Raw genomic sequence first — 22112 nt, 5'->3', positions numbered from 1 at the left:
GCGGGAACAGACAGAGAAAGAACGAGGTGTTGCCTGTGGATAAGGGACTGACCTATGCGGTGCCCACGCTGTTTGGGCTGGAGGGGCTGTGCGCCGATGAAATGCGCCGCCTGGGCCTGCCGGAGGTGCGGGCGGAAAACGGACGGGTGCTGTGCGGCGGAACGGAGGCCGATCTGCCCCGGCTCAATCTGAATCTGCGCACCGGAGAGCGGGTGCTGCTGGTGCTGGGGACCTTCCACGCCGGCGACTTTGATGCCCTGTATGAGAAGACACGGGCCCTGCCCTGGGAGCGGTTTATCCCTCGGGAGGGACAGTTCCCGGTGAAGGGGCACAGCCTCAATTCCACCCTCCACTCGGTGCCCGCCTGCCAGTCCATTGTGAAGAAGGCGGTGGCCGCCCGGCTGGGGGAGAAGTACGGCCTCAGTACCTTGCCGGAGACGGGAGCTCTCTACCAGATTCAGTTTTCCATCATGAAGGACACTGCCACCCTGATGCTGGACACCAGCGGGGCGGGCCTTCACAAGCGGGGCTATCGGGCCCAGGGCGTGGCCGCGCCCCTGCGGGAGACTTTGGCTGCCGCCATGGTGATGCTCTCCCGGTACAAGGGGCGGGATCCCCTGTGTGACCCCTTCTGCGGCAGCGGCACCATTCCCATCGAGGCCGCACTCATCGCCAAAAACCGGGCCCCCGGCCTCAACCGCACCTTCTCCGCCCAGAAGTGGACCTGCGTGGACAAGAAGCTGTGGCTGGAGGCGGCGGACGAGGCCATGGACAAGGAGTTTGACGGGGACTACGAGATATGGGGCGGCGATTTGGATCCCCAGGCCGTGGAGCTGGCCCGGCACAACGCCCAGCTGGCTGAGGTGGACGACCTGGTGCGCTTTGACGTGGACGACGCCCGCACCTTCCACTGGGGCGGCATCCGGGGGCGGGTGGTGACCAATCCCCCCTATGGCGAACGAATTATGGAGCGGCGGGAGGCCGAGGAGCTGTACCGGGCCTTCGGAAAGGCCTGGGCCAAGTTCCCGGAGGGCTGGAAGCTCTTTCTCCTCTCCTCCCACACCGAGTTTGAGCGTACCTTCGGCAAGCCGGCCGATAAAAAGCGCAAGCTCTATAACGGCATGCTGAAGTGCGATCTCTTCATGTACCTCTGAGCAGGAGTGGGGCATGCGCCGTTTCGCATGGCCGACTTTGCCGGAGGGCGGAGAGATGGTTTAGAAAGAGATAAGAGGGTGGCGGGTATCCGACATATTTTTATAATTAACCCGGCGGCGGGGAAGAAGGAGAGCAACGCCCATCTGGAGGGCCTTTTGGACCAGCTGAGCTTTCCCCATGAGCGGCTCTATACCACCGGGGAGGGGGACGCCTGCCGTCTGGTCCGTCAGGCTGCGGAATCCGGAGAGGACGTGCGCATTTACGCCTGCGGCGGGGATGGAACCCTCAACGAGGTGGTCAACGGGGCGGCGGGATATCCCAACGCCGCCATTACCTGTGTGCCCAAGGGGACGGGCAATGACTTTTTAAAGATCTTCGGGCCGGACTACCGGACAATTTTCTATGACCTGGAGGCCTTGGCTGTGGGGCCGCAGGCCTCTCTGGACCTGATGGACTGCAACGGCAAGCTGGGGCTGGACGTGGTGTGTGCCGGGGTGGACGCCCGCATCGCCGCCGACGTCCACCGCTACAAGGACTGGCGGTTTCTCTCCGGCAAGGGGGCGTACATCGTCTCCCTGGTGGAAAATATCCTGTTCAAGGGGATCACCCGGCCTATGGAGGTCAAAATGGGAGACCTGGACTGGCGTGGAGACACGGCCATCGTGTGCATCTGCAACGGACGGCACTACGGCGGCGGCTTCATGCCGGTGGCTGACGCCATGCCGGACGACGGAGTGCTGGATATGCTGATGGTGCCCAAGGTCAGCCTCTTTACCTTTGTCCGGCTGGTGGGCAAGTACGCCAAGGGACTATATAAGAACTATCCCCAGCTGATCCGGGACTACCACGGGCAGAGCATCACCTACTCCTCCAACCAGACCATTACCACGGTGGTGGACGGCGAGGTGATGCGGGATACCTCGTTCACCGTGCGGCTGTCGGAGAAGAAGGTGAACTTCTTCTACCCCCAGGGGGCCCACTGGTGAGGGGCGAGGAAATGGGGATTAGCACTCCCATCAAAACTTTGTGAACGAAACGTAAACTTTAAAAAAATCAACCCCAATTTTTTGAAAAAAGGGGTTGATTTTTTTGCTGGAAACAGGTATCATCATACTTGGATTTGGCACTCGGACAAAATGAGTGCTAAACCAACTTGAATTTGTTAATACCAAATATCAATATAAGGAGGAACCCGTTATGAAACTCAAGCCTTTGGCTGACCGCGTGGTTGTGAAGCTGGTGGAGGCCGAGGAGACCACCAAGGGCGGCATTATCCTCACTGGCGCCGCCAAGGAGAAGCCCGAAGTGGCTGAGGTGCTGGCTGTCGGTCCCGGCGGACTGGTGGACGGCAAGGAGGTCCAGATGACCGTGAAGGTGGGCGACAAGGTGATTACCAGCAAGTACGCCGGCACCCAGGTGAAGCTGGACGGCGAGGAAGTTACCATCGTCCGTCAGAACGACATTCTGGCCATTGTCGAGTAAGCTGCTCAGACGCCATCATTTTATCGTTGTAAATCCATTCTCATATATTGGAGGTTTTTGTTATGGCTAAGATTATTTGCTACGGCGAGGAAGCCCGCAAGGCCCTGGAGAAGGGCGTCAATCAGCTGGCTGACACCGTAAAGATCACCATGGGCCCCAAGGGCCGCAACGTGGTGCTGGACAAGAAGTTCGGCGCTCCCCTCATCACCAACGACGGTGTGACCATCGCCAAGGAGATCGAGCTGGAGGACCCCTTTGAGAACATGGGCGCCCAGCTGGTGAAGGAAGTTTCCACCAAGACCAATGACGTGGCCGGCGACGGTACCACCACCGCCACCCTGCTGGCTCAGGCCATCATCCGCGAGGGCCTGAAGAATCTGGCTGCCGGTGCCAACCCCATGGTCATGAAGAAGGGCATCTCCAAGGCTACCGATGCTGCCATCGAGGCCATCAAGGCCAACAGCCAGAAGGTCAACGGTTCTGCTGACATCGCCCGTGTCGGCACTGTCTCCTCCGGCGATGAGGCCATCGGCGCTCTGATTGCCGAGGCTATGGAGAAGGTGGGCCACGACGGCGTCATTACCATCGAGGAGTCCAAGACCGCCGAGACCTACTCCGAGGTCGTGGAAGGCATGCAGTTTGACCGGGGCTACATCACCCCCTACATGGTCACTGACACCGAGAAGATGGAGGCCAACCTGGACGACGCCCTCATCCTCATCACCGACAAGAAGATCTCCAACATCCAGGAGCTGCTGCCCCTGCTGGAGCAGGTGGTTCAGTCCGGCAAGAAGCTGCTGATTATCGCTGAGGACGTGGAGGGCGACGCCCTGTCCACCCTGATTGTGAACCGTCTGCGCGGCACCCTGAACGTGGTGTGCGTCAAGGCACCCGGCTTCGGCGACCGCCGCAAGGAGATGCTGCAGGATATCGCCATCCTGACCGGCGGCCAGGTCATCTCCGCCGATGTGGGTCTGGAGCTGAAGGAGGCTCAGCTGAGCCAGCTGGGCCAGGCCCGTCAGGTGAAGGTCACCAAGGAGAACACCACCATCGTCAACGGCGCTGGTTCCTCCGAGGAGATCAAGGCCCGCGTGGGTCAGATCAAGAGCCAGATCGAGGTTACCACCTCCGACTATGACCGTGAGAAGCTGCAGGAGCGCCTGGCCAAGCTGGCCGGCGGCGTGGCTGTCATCAAGGTCGGCGCTGCCACCGAGGTGGAGATGAAGGAGAAGAAGCTGCGCATCGAGGACGCCCTGAACGCCACCCGCGCCGCCGTGGAAGAGGGCATCGTGGCCGGCGGCGGTACCGCTTACCTGAATGCCATCCCCGCTGTGGAGAAGCTGTATGCTGAGGCTGAGGGCGACGAGAAGACCGGCGTGCAGATTATTGCCCGCGCTCTGACCGCTCCTGTGAAGCAGATTGCCGCCAACGCCGGCATCGACGGCTCCGTGGTTCTGGAGAAGATCAAGGAGTCCGGCAAGATCGGCTATGGCTTCGACGCCTACAAGGAAGAGTACTGCGATATGATTCCCGCTGGCATCGTGGATCCCACCAAGGTGACCCGCTCCGCTCTGGAGAACGCTGCCTCCATCGCCAGCACCCTGCTGACCACCGAGGCTCTGGTCGCCGACAAGCCCCAGCCCCCCGCACCCGCTGCCCCTGCTGCCCCTGACATGGGCGGCATGTACTAAGCCAAACGATTCCAAAGCCCGCGGCCTCGTGCCGCGGGCTTTTTTGTGGGCTGGGGCTTGTCGGCGAAGCCGACCTGGGGACCCGGCCAAAGCCCAGCAGAGCGGGTTTGGCCGGGAGAGGAGGAGTGGCGGAATGAGCAAGACCTGCCGTCTGGACGGCAGGGTGAGGGATAAGAATCTTACGACGAAGGCGAGCGGAGAGCGCCCACGGATAAGCGGGAACGGCCCCTGAACGGAGCCCGAGAACGAAAGAACAACCTGAAATTTTAAGAGAAATTTAATGGAACTGAATATCTTTTGGTGGCATTCCTTGTGGCAATGTGCTATGATGAAGACACCAGTAAGCTCCGGGTAGATCGGCCCGGGGGGAAAGGAGTTCATATGCTTCCAAGCACGATTTGGCTCATTGCCCTCGTTGTCCTGGTGATTGGCGAGGCCCTGACGGTGGGACTCACCTTCATCTGGTTTGCGGTGGGTGCGTTGGGCGGACTGATTGCTGCGGTGCTGGGAGGAAATATCTGGATTCAGATCGTGGTATTCCTGGTGCTGTCCGGTCTGTCTCTGGCGCTGATTCGCCCCTTTGCCGCACGGCTTCTGAAGACCAGCCGTACCCCCACCAACGCTGACCGGGTGATCGGAAAGACCGCTGTGGTCACCGAGGCCATCGACAATGTGGAGGGGAAGGGACAGGTCAATGTCTCCGGTCAGGTTTGGTCTGCCCGCAGCGAACACGATGTGGTCATTTCCGTGGGCACAGAGGTGCGGGTGCTGCGTATTGAGGGAGTAAAGCTGTTTGTGGAAGCGCTGTAACCGGCGCGGAAAAGGAGTACATATGGAACTGATATTGAAGATTATCCCCTGGGTTATTCTGGCGCTGTTTATTTTGATTCTCCTGGGTTCCTGCATCAAGGTAGTGCCCCAGTCCCGGGCCTTCGTCATCGAGCGCCTGGGTGCGTTCCGCACGGTCTGGGGTGTGGGTCTGCACTTCAAGATGCCCCTTTTTGAGCGCGTGGCCAAGAATGTGTCCCTGAAGGAGCAGGTTGTGGACTTCCCGCCCCAGCCGGTTATTACCAAGGACAACGTGACCATGCAGATTGACACGGTCATCTACTTCCAGATTACCGACCCCAAGCTGTACGCCTACGGCGTAGAAAATCCCATGTCCGCCATTGAGAATCTGACTGCCACCACTCTGCGCAATATCATCGGCGACCTGGAGCTGGACCAGTCTCTCACCAGCCGCGACCACATCAACGGTCAGATGCGGGCCATCTTGGACGAGGCCACCGACAACTGGGGCATCAAAGTCAACCGGGTGGAGCTGAAGAACATCATGCCGCCCCGCGACATCCAGGAGTCCATGGAGAAGCAGATGCGGGCTGAGCGTGAACGCCGTGAGGCCATCCTCCAGGCTGAGGGCCAGAAGCAGTCCCAGATCCTGGTGGCAGAAGGCGAGAAGCAGAGCGCCATCCTCCGGGCAGACGCCGCCAAGCAGGCCGCCATTCTCCAGGCTGAGGGTGCCAAGCAGGCCAAGATTCTGGAGGCCGAGGCCGAAGCTGAGGCCATCCTGAAGGTGCAGCAGGCTACCGCTGACGCTATCAAGCTCATCAACGAGGCGCAGCCTGGCGAGGGCGTCATCAAGATCAAGGCTCTGGAGGCCTTCGAGGCGGCTGCCAACGGCAAGGCCACCAAGATCATCATTCCCAGCGAGATTCAGGGCCTGGCCGGTCTGGCCGCCGCAGCCAAGACGGTCTTTGACACGGAGGACCCCAAGGCAACCATTACCAAAACGGTACCCAAGACCTGATTCATCACCGCCCCCGCCGGCTGTTCCGGCGGGGGCATTGTGTTGTTCCGGGACCGGTTCAAACCTTAATTCTATTTTAATTTGACTTTGCCGGGGCGTATGATATGATGGAAAAAACCGGATGTTTCAAATGAAATGAGAGGAGAGAGGAAAAATGAAACGACTGCTTGCGTTCCTGCTTACCCTGGGGCTGATGGCGGGTACCCTCGCCCCTGCGTCCGCGGAGGAGGCTTCTGTAACTGCGGAACCCCTTCCCCTGTGGGCCTATGGGATGCTGGCCGACAGCTATGCCATGGGCTTGGTGGGCGATGAAATCTATACCCAGCACAACCAGGTAGTGACCCAGGAACAGGTGACCGCCATGACGGAAGTAGTTTCCGACAAGCTGGCCCTGCTGGGTGTGGAGCAGCGGACGGCGGATACCGAGGGCCTGGTGCTGGACACCACCCGCGGCGGCGTGGTCAATGCCTTCTATCAGGCGGCTGCCGACTATGCGTTCCCTGGCGTGGAGGAGGGCCCTGAGGCGTTTATGGTCTCCGTGGGCGCCCTGTGCGGCGATGGGACCGGGCTCCATCTGGACCGGCCCTGCACCCTGCTGGAGGCGGCTACCATGGCCAACAGCCTGATTCTGGCCCTGTATGACGGGCAGAACGCCGGTTCCCTGGGCCTTCTGTGGAAGGCTACCGGAAACGGCAACACGCTGTACCTGCTGGGCTCCATCCATACTGACCGGAACAACGTCTACCCCTTCCATAAGCAGCTGCGGGACATTATCCTCAATTCTGAGCAGGTGTCCTTTGAGCTGGACTTCAACGATGTGCAGCAGGTGATGGAGTTTACCGCCATGCAGGTCTACTCCGACGGCACCACCCTGGCCGACCACATCTCTCCGGAGCTCTATCAGGCGGTGGTGAAGACCCTGGGTCAGATGGGCATGGAGGAGGAGCTGGTGTCCCAGTACAAGGCCTGGGCCCTGGCCACCAGCCTGCAGTCCCTGGCTACCACCGACGAGACCACCAGCAGCAACGCCATGGCCATTGACCTGTACGTCAACGCCAAGGCGGTGAACGCGGGCATCGACATCGGCGCCGTGGAGACCTACGCCTTCCAGGGCGGCATCTTTGACAGCCTGTCTCCGGAGTACCAGGAGGTCTATCTGGCTTCCTCTCTGCTGATGGTGCTGGATGTGGACACCATGGACGAGGCTACCAAGAAAGCCATCACCGATGTGCTGGGTGAGGAGGCCCTCACCGCCGACACCCAGGCCGCGCTGGAGGAGGAGATGGCCCAGATCGGCATTTGGATGGACCAGTGGAAGGCCCGGGACACCCAGGGCTTTGCCCAGGCCTATCCCAAGGATGAGGTCATCAACAGCGACGATGAGCTCAACAGCAAGCTCTTTACCGACCGGGACCCCGGCATGATCGCCTATGCCGACGCCTATCTGGAGCAGGACGGTGCCCACACCGGCCTTCTGGTGGTGGGCGCGGGCCACATGATTGGCTCGGGTGGCATCGTCCAGGGCCTGAAGGATCTGGGCTACACCGTGGAAGTGGTTGAAAAGCCCTAATAAGAAGCGGGAAAAAGGTCCCCGGCCACAGGCCGGGGACCTTTTTTGTCCTCAAATTAACCAGCAGTTAAAAGAACACCCATTTTCTGTCGCACCCCTCCGTTGCGGGAGGGAAGGGAGCTCTGCTATCATAGGGACAGAAGAAACGCTGCAAATGAGGAGGAAGGGCACATGAATTTAAATGAAATCATCCGGCAGCGGCGGCAGGCGATGGGGCTCACTCAGGAGGGACTGGCGGAGCGGTTGGGGGTGAGCGCCCCGGCGGTGAACAAGTGGGAGCGGGGACTCAACTACCCGGACATTACCCTCCTGCCCACCCTGGCCCGGACCCTGGGGGTAGATTTGAACACCCTGCTCTCCTTCCAGGAGAATTTGACCCAGGAGGAGATTGGGCAGTTTCTCAATGCGCTCTATGAGACATCCCGGCAGGAGGGGGCCCCGGCGGCCTTCCGGATGGCCCGGGAAAAGCTGCGGGAATTTCCCAACAACGACAATTTGGCTTACAGTGTGGCCGGGCTGCTGGAGGGGATTTTGGTCCTGCAGCCGGAGGAGCCCGGCGAGGAGCGGGAGAAGCTGGAGGGGGAGATTGCCGCCCTCTACGAGCGCTGCGTTGGCAGCACCGACTCCAGGGCGGCGGAGTGGGCTACCTATACTTTGGCCTCCAGGTGCATTGGCCGGGGCGAGCTGGAGCGGGGGGAGGAGCTGCTGGAGCGCCTGTCCGACACCCACCGGGACAAACGGGAGCTGCTGGCCGCCCTGCGGCGGAAGCAGGGACGGACGGAGGAGGCCTGGATGCTGCTGGAGCGGGAGCTCTTTGACCGGGCCCACGGGATACAGACCACCCTGCTCCATCTCATTGACCTGGCCCTGAAGGAGGGGGAGCAGGAGCGAGCCGAGCAGTATTCCGATGTGGCGGAGCGGGTGGGAAAGGTGATGGGGCTTTCCGACTACGCGGTGCTCTCCGCACCGCTCCAGCTGGCCATTGCCAGGGAGGACGGGCCGGGGACACTGGCGCTGCTGGAGCGCCTGTTCCACAGTCTTACCGTGCCCTGGGACCTGAGCCAATCCCTTCTTTATGCTCATCTGCCCACCAAGGAGGCCGCGGGGGAATGCCAGTCGGTGCTGCTTCAGCCAATGCTGGAGCAGGTGGAGCGGGACCCCGACTGCGCCTTCCTGCGGGCGGAACCGGGGTGGGAGGAGCTGCGCCAGCGCTATTCAAAAAACTAACAGAAATTTCAAGACAAAAAGAGCCGCCCTTTTCACATACTGAATCTGAATGGCGATGAAAGGGGCGCGGCGGGTGTGAGACGATATGGACTTCGGGGCGTGGGACTGGGGCTTTTCAGCCTGTGCGTGGCGCTGGCGCTGGGGCCGGGCACGCCGGAGGAGATTCAGATGGCGGGCGGCGGCGCCCAGGTGGAGATTGAAACCGGCCCGGCCAAGCTGGTGGCCCTCACCTTTGATGATGGCCCACGTCTGTCCACCACCCGGCGCCTTCTGGACGGGCTGGAGCTGCGGGAGGTCAATGCCACGTTTTTCCTGGTGGGGGAACGGATTGAGGGCTGTGAGGACCTGATTGAGGAGATGGCGGAGGCGGGACACCAGGTGGGCGTCCATACCTTTGACCACGTCATGGTGACCGACCTGTCCCGGGAGGACTTCGATTTGCAGGTGGGCAAGACCCGGGCTCTGCTGACGGATATCCTGGGGGAGGGAGAATTCTGGCTGCGCCCGCCCTACGGAATTGTAGATGAATCGGTGGAGTGCTGGGCGGATGGCCCTCTGATTTTGTGGTCTGTGGATCCGGAGGACTGGAAGGACCGGGATACCGACCGGATTGTAGCTGCGGTGCTGGAGCACGTGCAGGACGGAGATATTATTCTTATGCACGATATTTATGAGAGCTCCGTGGATGCCGCTCTGCGGATTGTGGACGCCCTTACCAGCCAGGGTTATGTCTTTGTCACCGTGGAGCAGCTGATGGACCTGCGGGGGGTGGAGCCGGAGTGCGGCGTGTGCTACCGCTCTTGCCCGCTCCCGGAGGGAGAACCATAAAATTTACAAAAACGATTGTAATTTTCCCCGAAATCATGTAAACTAGGTTCAACCATTCGAATCGTGGAAGGAGGACTTAGAACATGAAGATTGCCCGGTTCGTACTGAAGATTGTTGCCCTGTCCCTGGCGGCTGCGGCTGTTGTGTGCGCCGTGGTGGCCTATTGGGATAAGCTGGCCGAGCTGTGCGGCTGTGCCAAGGGAAAGATTAAGAGCGCCGCCTGCACTTCGGAGTATGACGACTACGAGGAATAAGAGATAAAAAGCAGCCGCCCATTGGGCGGCTGTTTTTTTATCAGGCATACCAGCGCAGACAGCTTATGTTCCCGGTCCGCTTGAGCAGAGCGGAAGAGACCAGAAAATCCAGGACCACAGTGCCGGCGGCCATCCAAGTGACCAGCGGAGAGATTGCGGCCAGGTAGGGAGCGAACATGGGCTGGAGCCAGTAAACCATGGGCAGGGACAGGCAGCCCCAGGCCAGGGAAAAGGGAAGGCAAACCCGCCCGTGAATGTTCCAGTGCAGCTGGCGGTAGTCCCAGAAGGACACGCCCAGCAGCTTTTCGTAAAAGACCGCTGTGGCATATTCCACACCCGTGGCGGCTGCGGCAGAGAGAACAAACAACAGGGGGGAGAAGTTCTTGGCCCATGGGGACAGCCATAGGATGGCACAGGCCCCCAATCCGTACACGGGACAAAGGGGGAGTACCAGCAGGCATTTTCGGTTGCAGCGGCCGCCGGTTGCCCGGGCGTAGGCCACCTCCAACAAGAAGCCCAGAAAGCTGTAAAGGGTAAAATTCCAAAACCATACGGTCATTCCATCGGATACCTCCTCCAATCCTGTCTTTAGGGTGGAGAAGGGGACGGGAATTCATGTATGGAAAATTTCCCTACCGAATTAAAATTCTTGGTTTCTCTGGAACAGGGGAGGAGCCAGCAGACTCAAAAACCCGCATCCGGCCAGGGTAAGCAGCAGGTAGCCGGGCGTAAACCAGGGGGCGATGGGGTCTCCGCCCCCTGAAATCCGCGCCAGCAGGGATGCGGGCTCGTATAGGGAAATGCCGTAGAGGAGCGTTCCCAGCAGGAGGAGAAGGCACAGCTGCCCCAGCCAGGCCAGCAGAAGTCCCAACAGTACCATACGGCGGGGGGAGGTATGCCCCTGAAACCGCCTGGTCAGCCAAAAGGCCCCCAGGGAAAAGGGGAGAAGGAAGAGAAGAACGCCCGCCGCGCCGGTGAGAAGCGGATTGCCTGCCATAGATAGGCCAGGGGCGGCATCATAGGTCAGGCCCGCCGCCCCAAGGGTCAGGTAGACCAGGAGAACAGACAGACCGATGATACAGCAGGTCAGAGCCAGCTGGCTGAACACATAGCGGGGAGAGCGGATGTGCTGACGCCAGCGGCCATAGAGCTGTCGGGACAGCTCCTCCGGGCTGCCCATGCGCTCCAGAGCCAGCGCCTGAGCCTGCCCGGCAGGCAGTCCCTCCGCCTCCAGGTCCTCGGACAGGGAGGCCAGATGGTCCGACAGCTCTGCCGTCAGGCGCTTTCGGTACAGGAGGTCGGGGATTTTGGCCAGACACAGGTGGATAAAGTCCTCCATCCAGGGCTTCATTCTGCGGCACCTCCTAAAATGCGGGACATGGCCCGGACGAAAATCCCCCACTGCTCCTCTTTCTCCTCCAGCAGGGCCCGGCCGGAGGGGGTAAGATGGTAAAACCGCCGCGCCCGGCCGCCCTCCGTCTGCTCGTAGGACTGGATGTAGCCCTTGTCCTCCAATGTGTGGAGGAAGGGGTACAGGCTGCCCTGGCTCATACAGAAGACGTCTTCCGACAGCAGGGCCATCTGCTGGATCAGCTGATAGCCGTACATGTCCTGGCGGCTGAGCAGCTTCAGAATAATCAGCTCGTGGCTGCCCTTGGACAGCTCTTTGTTTACCCTCATATAGACACCTCTATTCAAGAGGCATTATATACCTCTTTATCAGAGGCGTCAAGAGGCGGGAAAAAGTTTCTGCCCCACCTTGCGTAAAGGGTCGGATTGTGATATGATTTTTCGACGGTAATTAGGGTATTAGGAAGAATGCAGGAGGAGGAGCGCATATGCGGCATTTGATTGATTTCGGCGACCTGCCCCGGGAGGAATGGGACAGCCTTTACGCCCGGGCCAGTGAGATCATAGACAACCCCGGAAAGTTTATTGATGTGTGCCGGGGAAAGGTATCGGCCAACCTGTTTTACGAGCCCTCCACCCGCACTAATTTTTCCTTTCAGACCGCTATGCTTCGCCTGGGCGGAACGGTGTTCGGCTTTGCCGACCCCAATTCCTCCTCGGTAGCCAAGGGCGAGACCCTGAAGGACACCATTAAAATGGTTTCCGGCTATGCCGACGTGATTGTGATGCGTACCCCCTGGGAGGGAGCGGCCAAGGCGGCCTCTCTCTACTCCCATGTGCCGGTGGTCAATGCGGGAGACGGGGGACACATGCACCCCACCCAGACCATGGCTGACCTGACCACCATGACCCGCCTGCTGGGCGGCGTGGACGGCCTGTCCCTGGGCCTGTGCGGCGACTTGAAAAACGGCCGGACTGTCCACTCCCTCATCAAGGCCATGGCCAAGTTCCAGAATATCCAGTTTTTCCTCATCGCACCCCGGGAGCTGGCCATTCCCGATTACATGAGGGCCTTCATGCGGGAGAATGGAATGCGCTTTACCGAGGTCACTGGCCTGGAGGCGGTGATTCCTCAGCTGGATGTGCTGTATATGACCCGCATCCAGAAGGAGCGATTTGTGGATCCCCTGGAGTATGAGCGCAACAAGGGCATCTATATCCTGACCCGGCGCAAGCTGGACCGGGCCAAGAAGAATATGCTGGTTATGCACCCGCTGCCCCGGGTAGACGAGATTACGGTGGATGTGGATGACGACCCCCGGGCGGTCTACTTCCAGCAGGCCCGGTACGGCATGTTTGCCCGTATGGCTCTGCTGGAGCATCTGGCCCTTCAGCCCCGGCAGGAGACGGTGCCCCCGGTGGAGATTGGAACCAAGCCGGTTTGTTCCAACCCCAGGTGCATTACCCAGACCCAGCCCTATCTGCCTCCTCTGGTGAAGAAGATCGGCGGCGTGGACTGCTGCGGCTTCTGCGACGCGGCGCTGCGGTGACATTGGACTGCCCGGAGGCACCTTCAAGGCCTCCGGGCAGAAAGAAATGAAAAAAAGGATTGACAATTAGCCCTGCACTGTGGTATCATTTTGAAGCTGACATGAGAGACATGGCGGCGTCTGTGCGGGTGTAGTTCAATGGTAGAATCCCAGCCTTCCAAGCTGGTCGCGTGGGTTCGATTCCCATCACCCGCTCCATATGCGCCTGTAGCTCAGGTGGATAGAGCAACTGCCTTCTAAGCAGTGGGTCAGGGGTTCGAGTCCCTTCAGGCGTGCCATTTCGAATTAATGGCGATGATTTTGGTTTTCCGTCATGCCGTTGCTATATGGTGGGTGTAGCTCAGTTGGTTAGAGCACCGGATTGTGGTTCCGGGTGTCGAGGGTTCGAGTCCCTTTACCCACCCCACATTTAGGCGGAAGGGCCGGAGCTTCGGCTCCGGCCCTAACCCTTTTTTCTGATGAATATACAGGGGTGTAGCCAAGTGGTAAGGCAAGGGACTTTGACTCCCTCACTCGCTGGTTCGAGTCCAGCCATCCCTGCCAGCTTTTTTCATGCCTCTGCATGTTTGAATAGAATATGACCCAGTAGCTCAGTCGGCAGAGCACCTGCCTTTTAAGCAGGGTGTCCGGAGTTCGAATCTCCGCTGGGTCACCAAAAAGAAAGACACGCCTAGGCGTGTCTTTCTTTTTGGTTTCGGCCGAGAGTTTATGGTGTTGTAGTATTAAATGTGACCGAAAGTTGAGCCTTTGTTGTATTGCCAAAGGGTTGGTGCCCCAAGAGATTTGTGACGATGTGAAATCTGTAGAAGTCTGGGACGTTAAACACGAAAAACATTGAAAATATTAGTGAGCGTAGCAAAAATAAGGAGTCTAAAACCTGTGAGTATGAAAAGATTTCTTTTGAGTGCAAAACTTTTAAGTTGTATATAAACAATAGGTACACTGTTTTAGATTGATAGGGTTATCATTGTTTGATATACTTTAATTAAAGCCAACAATGACACTATTACCGGGGTTAAAGGATGAGAGCATGGAATTCTCGATCGGCGAAAACATAATAGTGTGGCAAAAGTATAATCCTTTGGAATTAGGTATGATTTTTGCTTCACAGGACTATGTGAATTGCACTTCAGAGCTTACGATGGCACGAGTGTTGGGATATAATCCAACCAGAATTTGGATTAGAAACCTTTGGTACGACGTTATTCCTTTGCATGAACTGTACTACAAAAGAAATGAGGATGGTTATTTTAGATTTATATATATACAGATTAATGTGGATACTTTTGAGTACTATGTTGGAAAGGTAAATAGAAAACGATGGGGTGAACTGAGACGATATCAAGGTTCTGGGATAAAGTTTAAGAAGAAATACGCAAAACACTCAAAAGAATTTATTCGATATTATATTGTTGCTTGTAAAAGTGCTACTGAGACAGAGGAGGTTGAAGCTTCTATTGTTAATGAGGATTTGCTAAAAGATCCGTTTTGCTTAAACCTTGTTTGTGGCGGAGGTGGTACGGCTACTCACAACAATAGGAATGAGCAGCAAGCGAGAAAGAGAAAATATATGGCGGAGCATCCTGAACAATATCAGGCTATGATACAAACTGCCAAAAAGTTATATTCTTCAGGCGATACTTATGCGCTGACCGAAAGAAATCAAAAAATAAAAGAAACAATGAATACAGCCGTATATAAAAAGATGACAAGTGCACGGATAAAAAGATGGCGATTAGAACACCCCGAAGAGTATGAAAAGGCGAGAGAAAATAATTGTATGGCAAATCAAACGGAAGCATCTAAAGAGAAAAGAAAGCAATCGTACAAAAGGTGGGCTCAAAACCATCCAGAAGAATATGAAAAACAAACGTTACATAGGATTGCAGCCTGTCAAACAAATTTGGCGAAAGAAAAGCGTAAACGGTCTTTGAGAGAGTGGAATACTTCTCATCCAGAGGAAGCAAAAGCAAATTCGTTGAAAAGAACTGCGGCATCTGTCCAGAAATGCCAAAAGGCAGTGAATATGCTCGATTTGCAAACTGGAGAAATAATACACTCCTTTGAAAGTCAACACGCTGCGGCGGAGTGGCTTGTTTCGCAGGGAATTGCTAAAAACCGGAATTGTGTGAGTTCTATAAGTGCTGTTTGTCTGAAACGGCCGTGCTCGACCGGCTATGGATATAGGAAAAAGGCGTATGGGTTTGGATGGGAGTTCAAGGAAGAATAACAGAGTTATTCACTATGTGTCGGCTTTTGGTTTGAGCCCTAACAATATAGCAATAGCAGTATCTTTAGATAGATGTGATATTACCAAAGAAGAAGGACACGACAACGTCGTGTCCTTCTTCTTGTTTTTATGATAAAACTTACTTGGAGCGCTTCAGAACCTCCAGCAGGAAGTTCCAGACCCGCTGAACAGAGGAGATGCTCATTCTCTCTCTGGGGGTGTGGACCTCCAGCAGGTTGGGGCCAAGAGAGACGCAATCCAGACCGGGCATCATTCCGGCAAAGATGCCGCACTCCAGTCCGGCGTGGATGGCCTCGATTTTCGGGTCCTTGCCGTACTGATCGCGGAACACCTCCACCAGCAGCTCACGCAGAGGAGATTCCTCCTGATACTGCCAGCCGGCATATTCTCCGGTAAACTCCACCCGGCCGCCCAGCTGCTCCATCAGGCAGCTGAGACGCTCCTTGAGCATCTGCTTCTGGGAGTCGATGGAGCTGCGCACGCTGTAAGAAGTCCGCACGGTATCTTCACTGGTGGCCAGAATTCCCATATTAAGAGAAGTCTGGACCAAGCCGTGAATTTCGGCGCTCATGGCCTCAATTCCGTTGGGCAGGCACTGGAGCATGCAGATGACCTTTGCCGTAGAGGAGGGATCCAGAGGGAGTTCGGCTGCTTCCGCCGCTTCCGACTTGACAAACAGGGCGGGATCGGTGGTGTGGTACTCGTTCTGCAGAATGTGCTCCATATCCCGGACCACTTGCTGGGCAGCCTGAGCATCGGATACAACCACGACCGCACGGGTTTCCACGGGGATAGCGTTGTCCTTCAGACCGCCGTCCACGCGCTGGATGCACATTTGGGTCTTCTGCGACAGGGTGCGGAGCACCCGGCCCATGAGCTTGTTGGCGTTGGCACGGCCCTTGTGAATCTCCATACCGGAGTGTCCGCCGGTGAGACCTCCCACGGTAATCAGGAGAGCAGTGCCCGCAAAGGGGGCACGGACAACGGGAAGAATGCAGGAGGTGGTGTTGCCTCCGGCGCAGCTGACGGTAAAGATTTCCTCTGTCTCGGAGTCCAGGTTAATCATTTTTCTTCCCTTCAGAGGGGAGACATCCATAGCAACGGCACCCAGCAGGCCGATTTCCTCGTCGGTGGTGAATACGGCCTCGATCCGGGGAGCGGGCAGAGTCTTGTCATCCAAAACAGCCATGGCCATGGCTACGGCGATGCCGTCGTCGCTGCCCAGAGTGGTACCCTTGGCATAGACATAGTCTCCGTCAATGGCCAGATCCAGGCCCTCACGCTCCATATCCTTGGTGCAATCTGCAGCCTTTTCACACACCATGTCCAGATGGCCCTGGAGAATGATGGGCTGAGCGTCCTCATAGCCGGGAGCAGCCGGCTTGATGATGATCACGTTGTTGCTGGCATCCTGATGGTACTCCAGTCCGCGCTCCTTGGCGAAAGCTACACACCAATCGCTGATTGCCTTCGTGTTCCGGGAGCCATGGGGAATGGCGCACATGGCCTCAAACAACGAAAATACCTTCTTGGGTTCCAGATGTTCCAAAACCTGCATTATTGTTTTGCTCCTTTCAAAAACTGCTTATCTTAGACAAAAGCGGCCGCCGGGCAGCTCCTTGACCAGCAGCTGCTCCGTCATATACTGGGCCAGCTTGGGGGCAAATAGCCGAGGGCTTTGTACGGCAGCCTTTTTCCTGGACCAGAATTGTCCTGCCTTTACGTCCTTGCACAGCCGGCCCATCTCCTCCAGGGAAATGCTTTCGTGCTTTTTCAGATAGTTTACCACCTTCCGGGCGCTTTTGCTCAGCAAAATCCGCTCCAGGTCCTCCTGCTGGGTCATGCTTTTATGAAGACCCCAGGTATACAGCACAGCGGTGACCAGGGCGAAGGCCAAAATGCCCAGAATGATCTGCGGCGTACTCAAGACTTCACCCGATCCTTTCCCTGAAACAAGATAAACTTGTTGTTGTGCAAAATCTGCATATAGTGTACCAGCCGGTCATAGAGAGGCTCGGCCTTGTCGCCGAATTGCTCCTTCATCCGCTGGGCCAGCTGGCCCACGGTGCGCCGGCCATCCAGCTCCTTCCAGAGAAAGCTGCCGTACTCGTCCAACTTGATGTGGCTGACCCGGGGCGTGTGGAAGAACTTCTGCGCGATGGCAGCGTAGAAGCCGCGGTGGACCATATGGATGGTGACAATGCCCTCCTCGTCCTCGCTCCAGTCGTTTTGGGGATTTATGATGGGGATGAAATCCAAATAGTTGTTGTTCTTTTTACTGGCCATATCGGTTTCTCCTCATGGATAAATAGCCCAAGCCGGGCCGCATACACAAGTATACAGCCCGGCTTGAAAAAAGACAATGTTTTATTTCTTCTTGCTGTCCTTGGTGGCGAAGAAGTAAATGGAGAGCAGAATCAGGGCAAAGCACACCAGGCCGCCGATGTTGCCGATGGAGAACAGCTCGCTGATGTTGATCTTGTCGCTGAGGTAGAGGGTCTTGCCCTCGGCGTTCAGACCCATGGGGATGACCGCCAGCACAGCCAGCAGGATGCCTACGATACCCTCGCCGGCGATGAGGCCGGAGGAGTACAGAACACCGGACTGAACCACGTTGTCCTTGGCCTTCTCAGAGGCGTACTTGCGCTTCTCCAGGTACCAGCGCAGCAGGCCGCCCAGCACCATGGGCACGGACAGGTAGATGGGCAGATAGAGGCCGATGGCGAAGGGCAGTACCGGGATGCCCAGCACCTCCACCACCAGGGCGATGAACACGCCCACGAACACCAGGTTCCAGGGCAGGTTGCCGCCCATAACACCCTCGACGATCATCTTCATCAGGACTGCCTGGGGAGCGGGCAGGTCCTCAGTGCCGTAGCCGCCCCACGCGTTGCTCAGCAGGTACAGGATGGCACCGATGGCCACGGCGGACACCGCCACGCCGATCAGCTCGCCGATCTGCTGCTTCTTGGGAGTGGCGCCCACCAGGAAGCCGGTCTTCAGGTCCTGGGAGGTATCGCCGGCGATGGCGGCAATGACGCAGATGATACCGCCGATGACAATGGCGGCGATCATGCCGTTGATGCCGTCGTTGCCGGTGGCCTTCAGCAGCAGGGTGGAGATGAGCAGGGTGGCGATGGCCATGCCGGAGACGGGGTTATTGGAGGAACCAATGAGACCCACCATCCGGGAGGACACGGTGGCAAAGAAGAAGCCGAAGACGATGACAATCAGGGCGGTGAACAGGTTCAGGGGGATGACGGGCAGCAGCCACATCACCACGGCCACCACCAGGATGCCCAGCAGAACGATCTTCATGGAGATGTCCTGCTCAGTGCGCAGGGTGCTGTTGCTCCGGCCCTTGCCGTAGTCGCCCATGGCATCCTTGAAGGTGCGCACGATGAGGGGCAGGGACTTGATGAGGCTGAGCACACCGCCGCAGGCCACGGCGCCGGCGCCGATATAGCGCAGGAAGTTGCTCCACAGGTTGGACACGCCGCCGGGGGCAGCGATCAGCTCGTTGATGGTCTTGTCCGCGGGGAACAGAACCAGGTCGCCGCCGAACAGGGCCATCAGAGGCATGATGACGAACCAGCCCAGCACGCCGCCGGCGAACAGATAGGAGGACACCTTCACGCCGCAGATATAGCCCACACCGGCCAGAGCGGGCAGCACGTCAATGCCGACGCCGGAACCCTTGTAGGGGGCGATGTCGTAGGTGATCTCGCTGGGGAACAGCTTCAGACCATCGGCAATGAACTTGTAGAGGGCAGCGATGCCCAGACCGGAGAACACGGTGGAGGCCTTGGCGCCGCCCTCTTCACCGGCAATGAGCACCTCGGCACAGGCCTGTCCTTCGGGGTAGGCCAGCACGCCGTGCTCCTTGACGATCAGAGCGCTGCGCAGGGGGATCATCATCAGAACGCCCAGCACACCGCCGCACAGGGCGATGAGACCGATCTCCACCAGGGAGGGTACATCGCAAAGACCATCCTTTGCCCACATGAACAGGGCAGGCAGAGTGAAGATGGCACCGGCGGCCACGGACTCACCGGCGGAACCGATGGTCTGGACCATGTTGTTCTCCAGAATGGAGTCGCGGCGCAGGATCTTGCGGATAACTCCCATGGAGATGACCGCGGCGGGGATGGAGGCAGACACCGTCATACCCACGCGCAGGCCAAGGTACGCGTTTGCTCCGCCGAAGACAATGGCCAGAATAGCGCCCAGGACGATGGAGACCACCGTGAACTCAGGCATGACCTTGTCTGCCGGAACATAAGGTTGGAATTTTTTCTCTTCCACGATATTCGTTCCCTTCTGTCTATTTGCTGTGCGGAGGACGCTCCATACTCACTTCTGCGACAGGAACATAACACACAACCTCACCATTTTATTAAAATATCTTTGGCTCGTCAAGTTTTCTCGGAAATTTCTCCGAATGTATCCAGTGGAAGATTATACACCGCTGTCCGCCGGGGTGCAGCGGATGGGCAGAGTACGGAAGATTTGCTCCACCGCGCCCTCATAGTGGGCGGTGTCCTGAGCCTTGCGGATCTGCTTGAGAAGCTTTTCACTTCCCTCAAACAGGGTGCCCAGGTAGCTCCACAGCTCCTTCATATGGAAGATGGTGTTGCGCCCGCTGCGGAAGGCCTCCAGATAGCTGTGATAGAGCTCGTCGTGGAAAGCCCGCAGCTCCTCCACGGTGGGAGGCGGGCCGCCCTTGGCCTGACGGATGAGGGCGGGGTTTCGCAGCAGCCCTTGACCCAGCATAAGGGACTGTACCCTGGGATAGTCCCGGAGAAGGGCTTCACAGTCCTCCGGGGTGAACAGCCCACCGTTGTAGCACAGAAGACCGGGGTAGTCCCGGTGGGCCAGTGAAAATTCTTTCCGGCGCACCGGCTCCTTATAAAAATCCTTCCGCACCCGGGGGTGGACAATGAGCAGGGAGATGGGGTAGCGGGACAGGAGCTCCAGCAGGGGTCCGAACTCCTCCGGGGATTCCAGGCCCAGCCGGGTCTTTACCGACACCGGCCCCTGAACCCCGGCGAAGATGCCGTCCAGCAGTTCCTCCAGGGCGGAGAGGTCGGAAAGCAGCCCGGCCCCCTTGCCCTTGGCCACCACGGTGCCGGAGGGACAGCCCAGGTTCAGGTTGACCTCGTCATAGCCCATATCAAAGAGGGCATTGGCCGCCCAGCAGAAATCCCCGCTGTCCCGGGTCAGGAGCTGGGGCACCGCCCGGAAGCCCTGGTTGTGCTCGGGAGCGGTCTCCCGCAGGTCCCGGGGGGTGAACACACGGTCCCGGGTGGGGGTGAGAAAGGGCATGTAGTAGGCGTCCACGCCGGGGAAGTATTTGTGGTGGATGCGGCGGTACAGAGCGCCGGTAACTCCCTCCATGGGGGCAAAGTAATATTCCAAGTGGGTGTTCCCTCCTGTGGGTTATGGATGAAAAAGGACGCATCCCAGCCGCCGCTCCAGCCCGGGAGCCAGGCGCAGCAGGGCCGTGTCGTAGAGGGCCAGGGTGCCCACGCCCATGAGCCAGAGCAGCAGGTTTTCCCACGCCGGGCCCAGGCCCAGGGCGTCCAGGCCCATGAGGGCCAGCAGGGCGGCGTAGAGGAGCAGCAGGGCCGCGCCGAAGCAGGCCCCCTTGGCCAGGCGGCGTACCAGACTGGGCAGACGGTCCAGTGTGGGCTTGACCGCCGGGTACCAGCCCACAAGACCCAGAAACAGGGCAGCCATCTCCCGGTCGGGCACCAGCATCAGCCCTAAAAGGCCCGAAGCCGCCCACAGGCACAGGGCGGTACGGGTCCCCCAGGCCCGGCGCACCAGATAGACCGGGATGCCCGCCAGCATGGGGCACACATAGGTCAGCACGCCGAAGGCGCTGCCCACCGCCATCAGCACCACGGACAGCCCGGCGCACAGCCCGCACACTGCCGTCCGGCGGCACAGGCTGCGGATGGACTCACTTCTGCCGGCCATCCACGTAGGCGCTGGCGGCCAGACCGGCCACGGCCCCGTCGCCAACGGCAGTGGTGAGCTGCCGCACCGACTTGACCCGGCAGTCCCCGGCGGCAAAGACGCCGGGCAGGCTGGTGGCGCAGTTCTCCCCGGCCAGGAAGTAGCCCTGGTCGTCGGTCATCACCAGGTTGGCAAAGACCTGGCTGTGGGGCTCCTGGCCCACGGCCACGAAGAGACCGTCCACAGGGAGGTCCAGGGTCTTGTCCTGCTTCAAATCCCGCAAGGTCAGGCCGGTGAGGCCCTCGGGGCCGCTTTGGAGCGTCTCCACCGTGCAGCTGAGCCGGAACTCCACATTGTTTTTCTCCCGCAGCTGCTGCACCAGGCGGCTCTCTCCCCGGAACAGGTCCCGGCGGTGGATGACGGTCACCTTGGAGCACCGGGCGGAGAGGAACAGGGCCTCCTGGAGGGCGGTGTCCCCACCGCCTACCACGGCCACAGGCCGCCCCTGGTAGAAGGCTCCGTCGCACACGGCGCAGTAGGACACACCCAGCCCGATGAGGTCGTCCTCCCCCTGAAGGCCCAGCTTCCGGTGGCTCACGCCCGTGGCCAGCACCAGGGCGGTGGCGGAATAGCGCCCCTGGGGGGTGGTCAGCTCAAAAAGACCGTTCTGGGTGCGCAGGAAGGTGACCTCCTCCATGCGCACATGGACCCCCAGGGCCTGGACCTGCTCCGTCAGGGCCTGGGCAAACTGGGCGCCGCTCATGCCGGGCAGACCGGGGTAGTTGTCCACCAGGGGGGAGTACTGGATCTGGCCTCCGGTGCTCTCGCCCTCCAACACCAGCACGTCCTTGCCCGCCCGGGCGGCATACAGGGCGGCAGTCAGGCCCGCAGGGCCTCCGCCCACTACAATTACGTCATACATGGTGAAACTCCTCCCTTGTGGATGTAAGGTTGATGGAAAAAGGCGGCCCCGGAAGAACCGGGGC

At 58.7% G+C, this 22112-nt stretch carries 22 protein-coding genes and 5 tRNA genes; 17 read left to right on the top strand and 10 right to left on the bottom strand.

The features are described 5' to 3' along the window. The first annotated feature begins 35 nt into the window (after nt 1-35). The 10 genes from AC3YUO_RS01470 to AC3YUO_RS01425 all read left to right on the top strand — a co-directional run bounded on the left by AC3YUO_RS01470 (nt 36) and on the right by AC3YUO_RS01425 (nt 10014). Complete coding sequence (locus tag AC3YUO_RS01470; RefSeq protein ID WP_489961264.1) at nt 36-1154, top strand: THUMP domain-containing class I SAM-dependent RNA methyltransferase; 1119 nt, start codon at nt 36-38, stop codon at nt 1152-1154. A gap of 78 nt (nt 1155-1232) precedes the next feature. Next, the gene (locus AC3YUO_RS01465; protein WP_489961263.1) at nt 1233-2141 is read left to right on the top strand and encodes a diacylglycerol/lipid kinase family protein; all 909 of its coding nucleotides are present in this window, start codon (nt 1233-1235) and stop codon (nt 2139-2141) included. Nucleotides 2142-2352: 211 nt separating this feature from the next. Beyond that, a complete protein-coding gene (locus AC3YUO_RS01460; RefSeq protein ID WP_489961262.1) occupies nt 2353-2637 on the top strand; it encodes a co-chaperone GroES in 285 nt (94 codons plus the stop codon). A gap of 62 nt (nt 2638-2699) precedes the next feature. Further along, a complete protein-coding gene (gene groL, locus AC3YUO_RS01455; protein WP_489961261.1) occupies nt 2700-4328 on the top strand; it encodes a chaperonin GroEL in 1629 nt (542 codons plus the stop codon). A 381-nt stretch (nt 4329-4709) separates the two neighbouring features. Beyond that, nucleotides 4710-5138: an NfeD family protein gene (locus tag AC3YUO_RS01450; protein WP_489961260.1), complete on the top strand. Its 429-nt coding sequence runs from the start codon at nt 4710-4712 to the stop codon at nt 5136-5138. A gap of 22 nt (nt 5139-5160) precedes the next feature. After that, nucleotides 5161-6135 carry an SPFH domain-containing protein gene (locus AC3YUO_RS01445; protein WP_489961259.1) on the top strand — a complete coding sequence of 325 codons (975 nt, stop codon included), beginning with the start codon at nt 5161-5163 and terminating at the stop codon, nt 6133-6135. Between the two features lie 154 nt (nt 6136-6289). Further along, nucleotides 6290-7705: a TraB/GumN family protein gene (locus tag AC3YUO_RS01440; RefSeq protein ID WP_489961258.1), complete on the top strand. Its 1416-nt coding sequence runs from the start codon at nt 6290-6292 to the stop codon at nt 7703-7705. 171 nt (nt 7706-7876) lie between these two features. After that, nucleotides 7877-8932 (top strand): helix-turn-helix domain-containing protein, encoded by a 1056-nt coding sequence (locus tag AC3YUO_RS01435; RefSeq protein WP_489961257.1) that lies wholly within the window; start codon nt 7877-7879, stop codon nt 8930-8932. Between the two features lie 75 nt (nt 8933-9007). Further along, nucleotides 9008-9760 (top strand): polysaccharide deacetylase family protein, encoded by a 753-nt coding sequence (locus AC3YUO_RS01430; protein ID WP_489961256.1) that lies wholly within the window; start codon nt 9008-9010, stop codon nt 9758-9760. Nucleotides 9761-9843: 83 nt separating this feature from the next. Beyond that, nucleotides 9844-10014, top strand: coding sequence for a hypothetical protein (locus tag AC3YUO_RS01425; protein ID WP_489961255.1), 171 nt, complete (start codon nt 9844-9846; stop codon nt 10012-10014). A gap of 40 nt (nt 10015-10054) precedes the next feature. Here the strand turns inward: AC3YUO_RS01425 and AC3YUO_RS01420 are convergent, their stop codons facing one another. From AC3YUO_RS01420 to AC3YUO_RS01410, 3 genes are all read right to left on the bottom strand, one after another. Continuing rightward, entirely contained in the window at nt 10055-10573 is a 519-nt protein-coding gene (locus tag AC3YUO_RS01420) for a putative ABC transporter permease (protein ID WP_489961254.1), read from the bottom strand. Between the two features lie 81 nt (nt 10574-10654). Then, nucleotides 10655-11365 carry a permease prefix domain 1-containing protein gene (locus tag AC3YUO_RS01415; RefSeq protein WP_489961253.1) on the bottom strand — a complete coding sequence of 237 codons (711 nt, stop codon included), beginning with the start codon at nt 11363-11365 and terminating at the stop codon, nt 10655-10657. Next, the gene (locus tag AC3YUO_RS01410; protein WP_489961252.1) at nt 11362-11694 is read right to left on the bottom strand and encodes a PadR family transcriptional regulator; all 333 of its coding nucleotides are present in this window, start codon (nt 11692-11694) and stop codon (nt 11362-11364) included. Before AC3YUO_RS01410 ends, AC3YUO_RS01415 begins: the two co-directional genes overlap by 4 nt. 158 nt (nt 11695-11852) lie before the next feature. On the opposite strand from AC3YUO_RS01410, the gene pyrB reads away from it, so the two are divergent. The 7 genes from pyrB to AC3YUO_RS01375 all read left to right on the top strand — a co-directional run bounded on the left by pyrB (nt 11853) and on the right by AC3YUO_RS01375 (nt 15144). Beyond that, a complete protein-coding gene (gene pyrB / locus AC3YUO_RS01405) occupies nt 11853-12914 on the top strand; it encodes an aspartate carbamoyltransferase (RefSeq protein ID WP_489961251.1) in 1062 nt (353 codons plus the stop codon). Nucleotides 12915-13038: 124 nt separating this feature from the next. Further along, nucleotides 13039-13112: transfer RNA gene (locus AC3YUO_RS01400), tRNA-Gly, on the top strand. A 3-nt stretch (nt 13113-13115) separates the two neighbouring features. After that, nucleotides 13116-13192, top strand: a tRNA-Arg gene (locus AC3YUO_RS01395). A gap of 51 nt (nt 13193-13243) precedes the next feature. After that, a tRNA-His gene (locus AC3YUO_RS01390) sits at nt 13244-13320 on the top strand. A 62-nt stretch (nt 13321-13382) separates the two neighbouring features. Continuing rightward, a tRNA-Gln gene (locus AC3YUO_RS01385) sits at nt 13383-13457 on the top strand. A 36-nt stretch (nt 13458-13493) separates the two neighbouring features. After that, nucleotides 13494-13569: transfer RNA gene (locus AC3YUO_RS01380), tRNA-Lys, on the top strand. Between the two features lie 375 nt (nt 13570-13944). Further along, nucleotides 13945-15144, top strand: coding sequence for a GIY-YIG nuclease family protein (locus AC3YUO_RS01375; protein ID WP_489961250.1), 1200 nt, complete (start codon nt 13945-13947; stop codon nt 15142-15144). A gap of 139 nt (nt 15145-15283) precedes the next feature. Here AC3YUO_RS01375 and AC3YUO_RS01370 read toward each other — a convergent pair whose 3' ends face one another. The 7 genes from AC3YUO_RS01370 to AC3YUO_RS01340 all read right to left on the bottom strand — a co-directional run bounded on the left by AC3YUO_RS01370 (nt 15284) and on the right by AC3YUO_RS01340 (nt 22048). Continuing rightward, entirely contained in the window at nt 15284-16723 is a 1440-nt protein-coding gene (locus AC3YUO_RS01370) for an aminoacyl-histidine dipeptidase (protein WP_489961249.1), read from the bottom strand. 27 nt (nt 16724-16750) lie between these two features. Continuing rightward, nucleotides 16751-17092 (bottom strand): hypothetical protein, encoded by a 342-nt coding sequence (locus AC3YUO_RS01365; protein WP_489961248.1) that lies wholly within the window; start codon nt 17090-17092, stop codon nt 16751-16753. Next, the gene (locus AC3YUO_RS01360; protein WP_489961247.1) at nt 17089-17451 is read right to left on the bottom strand and encodes a PqqD family protein; all 363 of its coding nucleotides are present in this window, start codon (nt 17449-17451) and stop codon (nt 17089-17091) included. The genes AC3YUO_RS01365 and AC3YUO_RS01360 overlap by 4 nt, the downstream gene beginning before the upstream one ends. A gap of 81 nt (nt 17452-17532) precedes the next feature. Further along, the gene (locus AC3YUO_RS01355) at nt 17533-19470 is read right to left on the bottom strand and encodes an OPT family oligopeptide transporter (protein ID WP_489961246.1); all 1938 of its coding nucleotides are present in this window, start codon (nt 19468-19470) and stop codon (nt 17533-17535) included. 153 nt (nt 19471-19623) lie between these two features. Beyond that, nucleotides 19624-20583 (bottom strand): tRNA dihydrouridine synthase, encoded by a 960-nt coding sequence (locus AC3YUO_RS01350; RefSeq protein WP_489961245.1) that lies wholly within the window; start codon nt 20581-20583, stop codon nt 19624-19626. 21 nt (nt 20584-20604) lie between these two features. Beyond that, on the bottom strand, nt 20605-21147 hold the full coding sequence (locus AC3YUO_RS01345) for a hypothetical protein (protein ID WP_489961244.1): 543 nt from the start codon (nt 21145-21147) through the stop codon (nt 20605-20607). Then, entirely contained in the window at nt 21131-22048 is a 918-nt protein-coding gene (locus tag AC3YUO_RS01340; protein WP_489961243.1) for an NAD(P)/FAD-dependent oxidoreductase, read from the bottom strand. Before AC3YUO_RS01340 ends, AC3YUO_RS01345 begins: the two co-directional genes overlap by 17 nt. Between the last annotated feature and the right edge of the window lie 64 nt (nt 22049-22112).

It is taken from the genome of Pseudoflavonifractor sp. HNCC25GI2 (genome assembly GCF_058136395.1).
Note: the sequence above shows the minus strand (reverse complement) of the source record. Positions and strands in the feature narration are given on the sequence as shown.

Bases quoted from the DNA above. Each gene is read 5' to 3' on its own strand.
- AC3YUO_RS01460 (WP_489961262.1), top strand. From the start codon at position 2,353: ATGAAACTCAAGCCTTTGGCTGACCGCGTGGTTGTGAAGCTGGTGGAG.
- groL (WP_489961261.1), top strand. From the start codon at position 2,700: ATGGCTAAGATTATTTGCTACGGCGAGGAAGCCCGCAAGGCCCTGGAG.
- AC3YUO_RS01450 (WP_489961260.1), top strand. From the start codon at position 4,710: ATGCTTCCAAGCACGATTTGGCTCATTGCCCTCGTTGTCCTGGTGATT.
- AC3YUO_RS01445 (WP_489961259.1), top strand. From the start codon at position 5,161: ATGGAACTGATATTGAAGATTATCCCCTGGGTTATTCTGGCGCTGTTT.
- AC3YUO_RS01440 (WP_489961258.1), top strand. From the start codon at position 6,290: ATGAAACGACTGCTTGCGTTCCTGCTTACCCTGGGGCTGATGGCGGGT.
- AC3YUO_RS01435 (WP_489961257.1), top strand. From the start codon at position 7,877: ATGAATTTAAATGAAATCATCCGGCAGCGGCGGCAGGCGATGGGGCTC.
- AC3YUO_RS01425 (WP_489961255.1), top strand. From the start codon at position 9,844: ATGAAGATTGCCCGGTTCGTACTGAAGATTGTTGCCCTGTCCCTGGCG.
- AC3YUO_RS01420 (WP_489961254.1), bottom strand. From the start codon at position 10,573: ATGACCGTATGGTTTTGGAATTTTACCCTTTACAGCTTTCTGGGCTTC.
- AC3YUO_RS01415 (WP_489961253.1), bottom strand. From the start codon at position 11,365: ATGAAGCCCTGGATGGAGGACTTTATCCACCTGTGTCTGGCCAAAATC.
- AC3YUO_RS01410 (WP_489961252.1), bottom strand. From the start codon at position 11,694: ATGAGGGTAAACAAAGAGCTGTCCAAGGGCAGCCACGAGCTGATTATT.
- pyrB (WP_489961251.1), top strand. From the start codon at position 11,853: ATGCGGCATTTGATTGATTTCGGCGACCTGCCCCGGGAGGAATGGGAC.
- AC3YUO_RS01375 (WP_489961250.1), top strand. From the start codon at position 13,945: ATGGAATTCTCGATCGGCGAAAACATAATAGTGTGGCAAAAGTATAAT.
- AC3YUO_RS01370 (WP_489961249.1), bottom strand. From the start codon at position 16,723: ATGCAGGTTTTGGAACATCTGGAACCCAAGAAGGTATTTTCGTTGTTT.
- AC3YUO_RS01360 (WP_489961247.1), bottom strand. From the start codon at position 17,451: ATGGCCAGTAAAAAGAACAACAACTATTTGGATTTCATCCCCATCATA.
- AC3YUO_RS01345 (WP_489961244.1), bottom strand. From the start codon at position 21,147: ATGGCCGGCAGAAGTGAGTCCATCCGCAGCCTGTGCCGCCGGACGGCA.
- AC3YUO_RS01340 (WP_489961243.1), bottom strand. From the start codon at position 22,048: ATGTATGACGTAATTGTAGTGGGCGGAGGCCCTGCGGGCCTGACTGCC.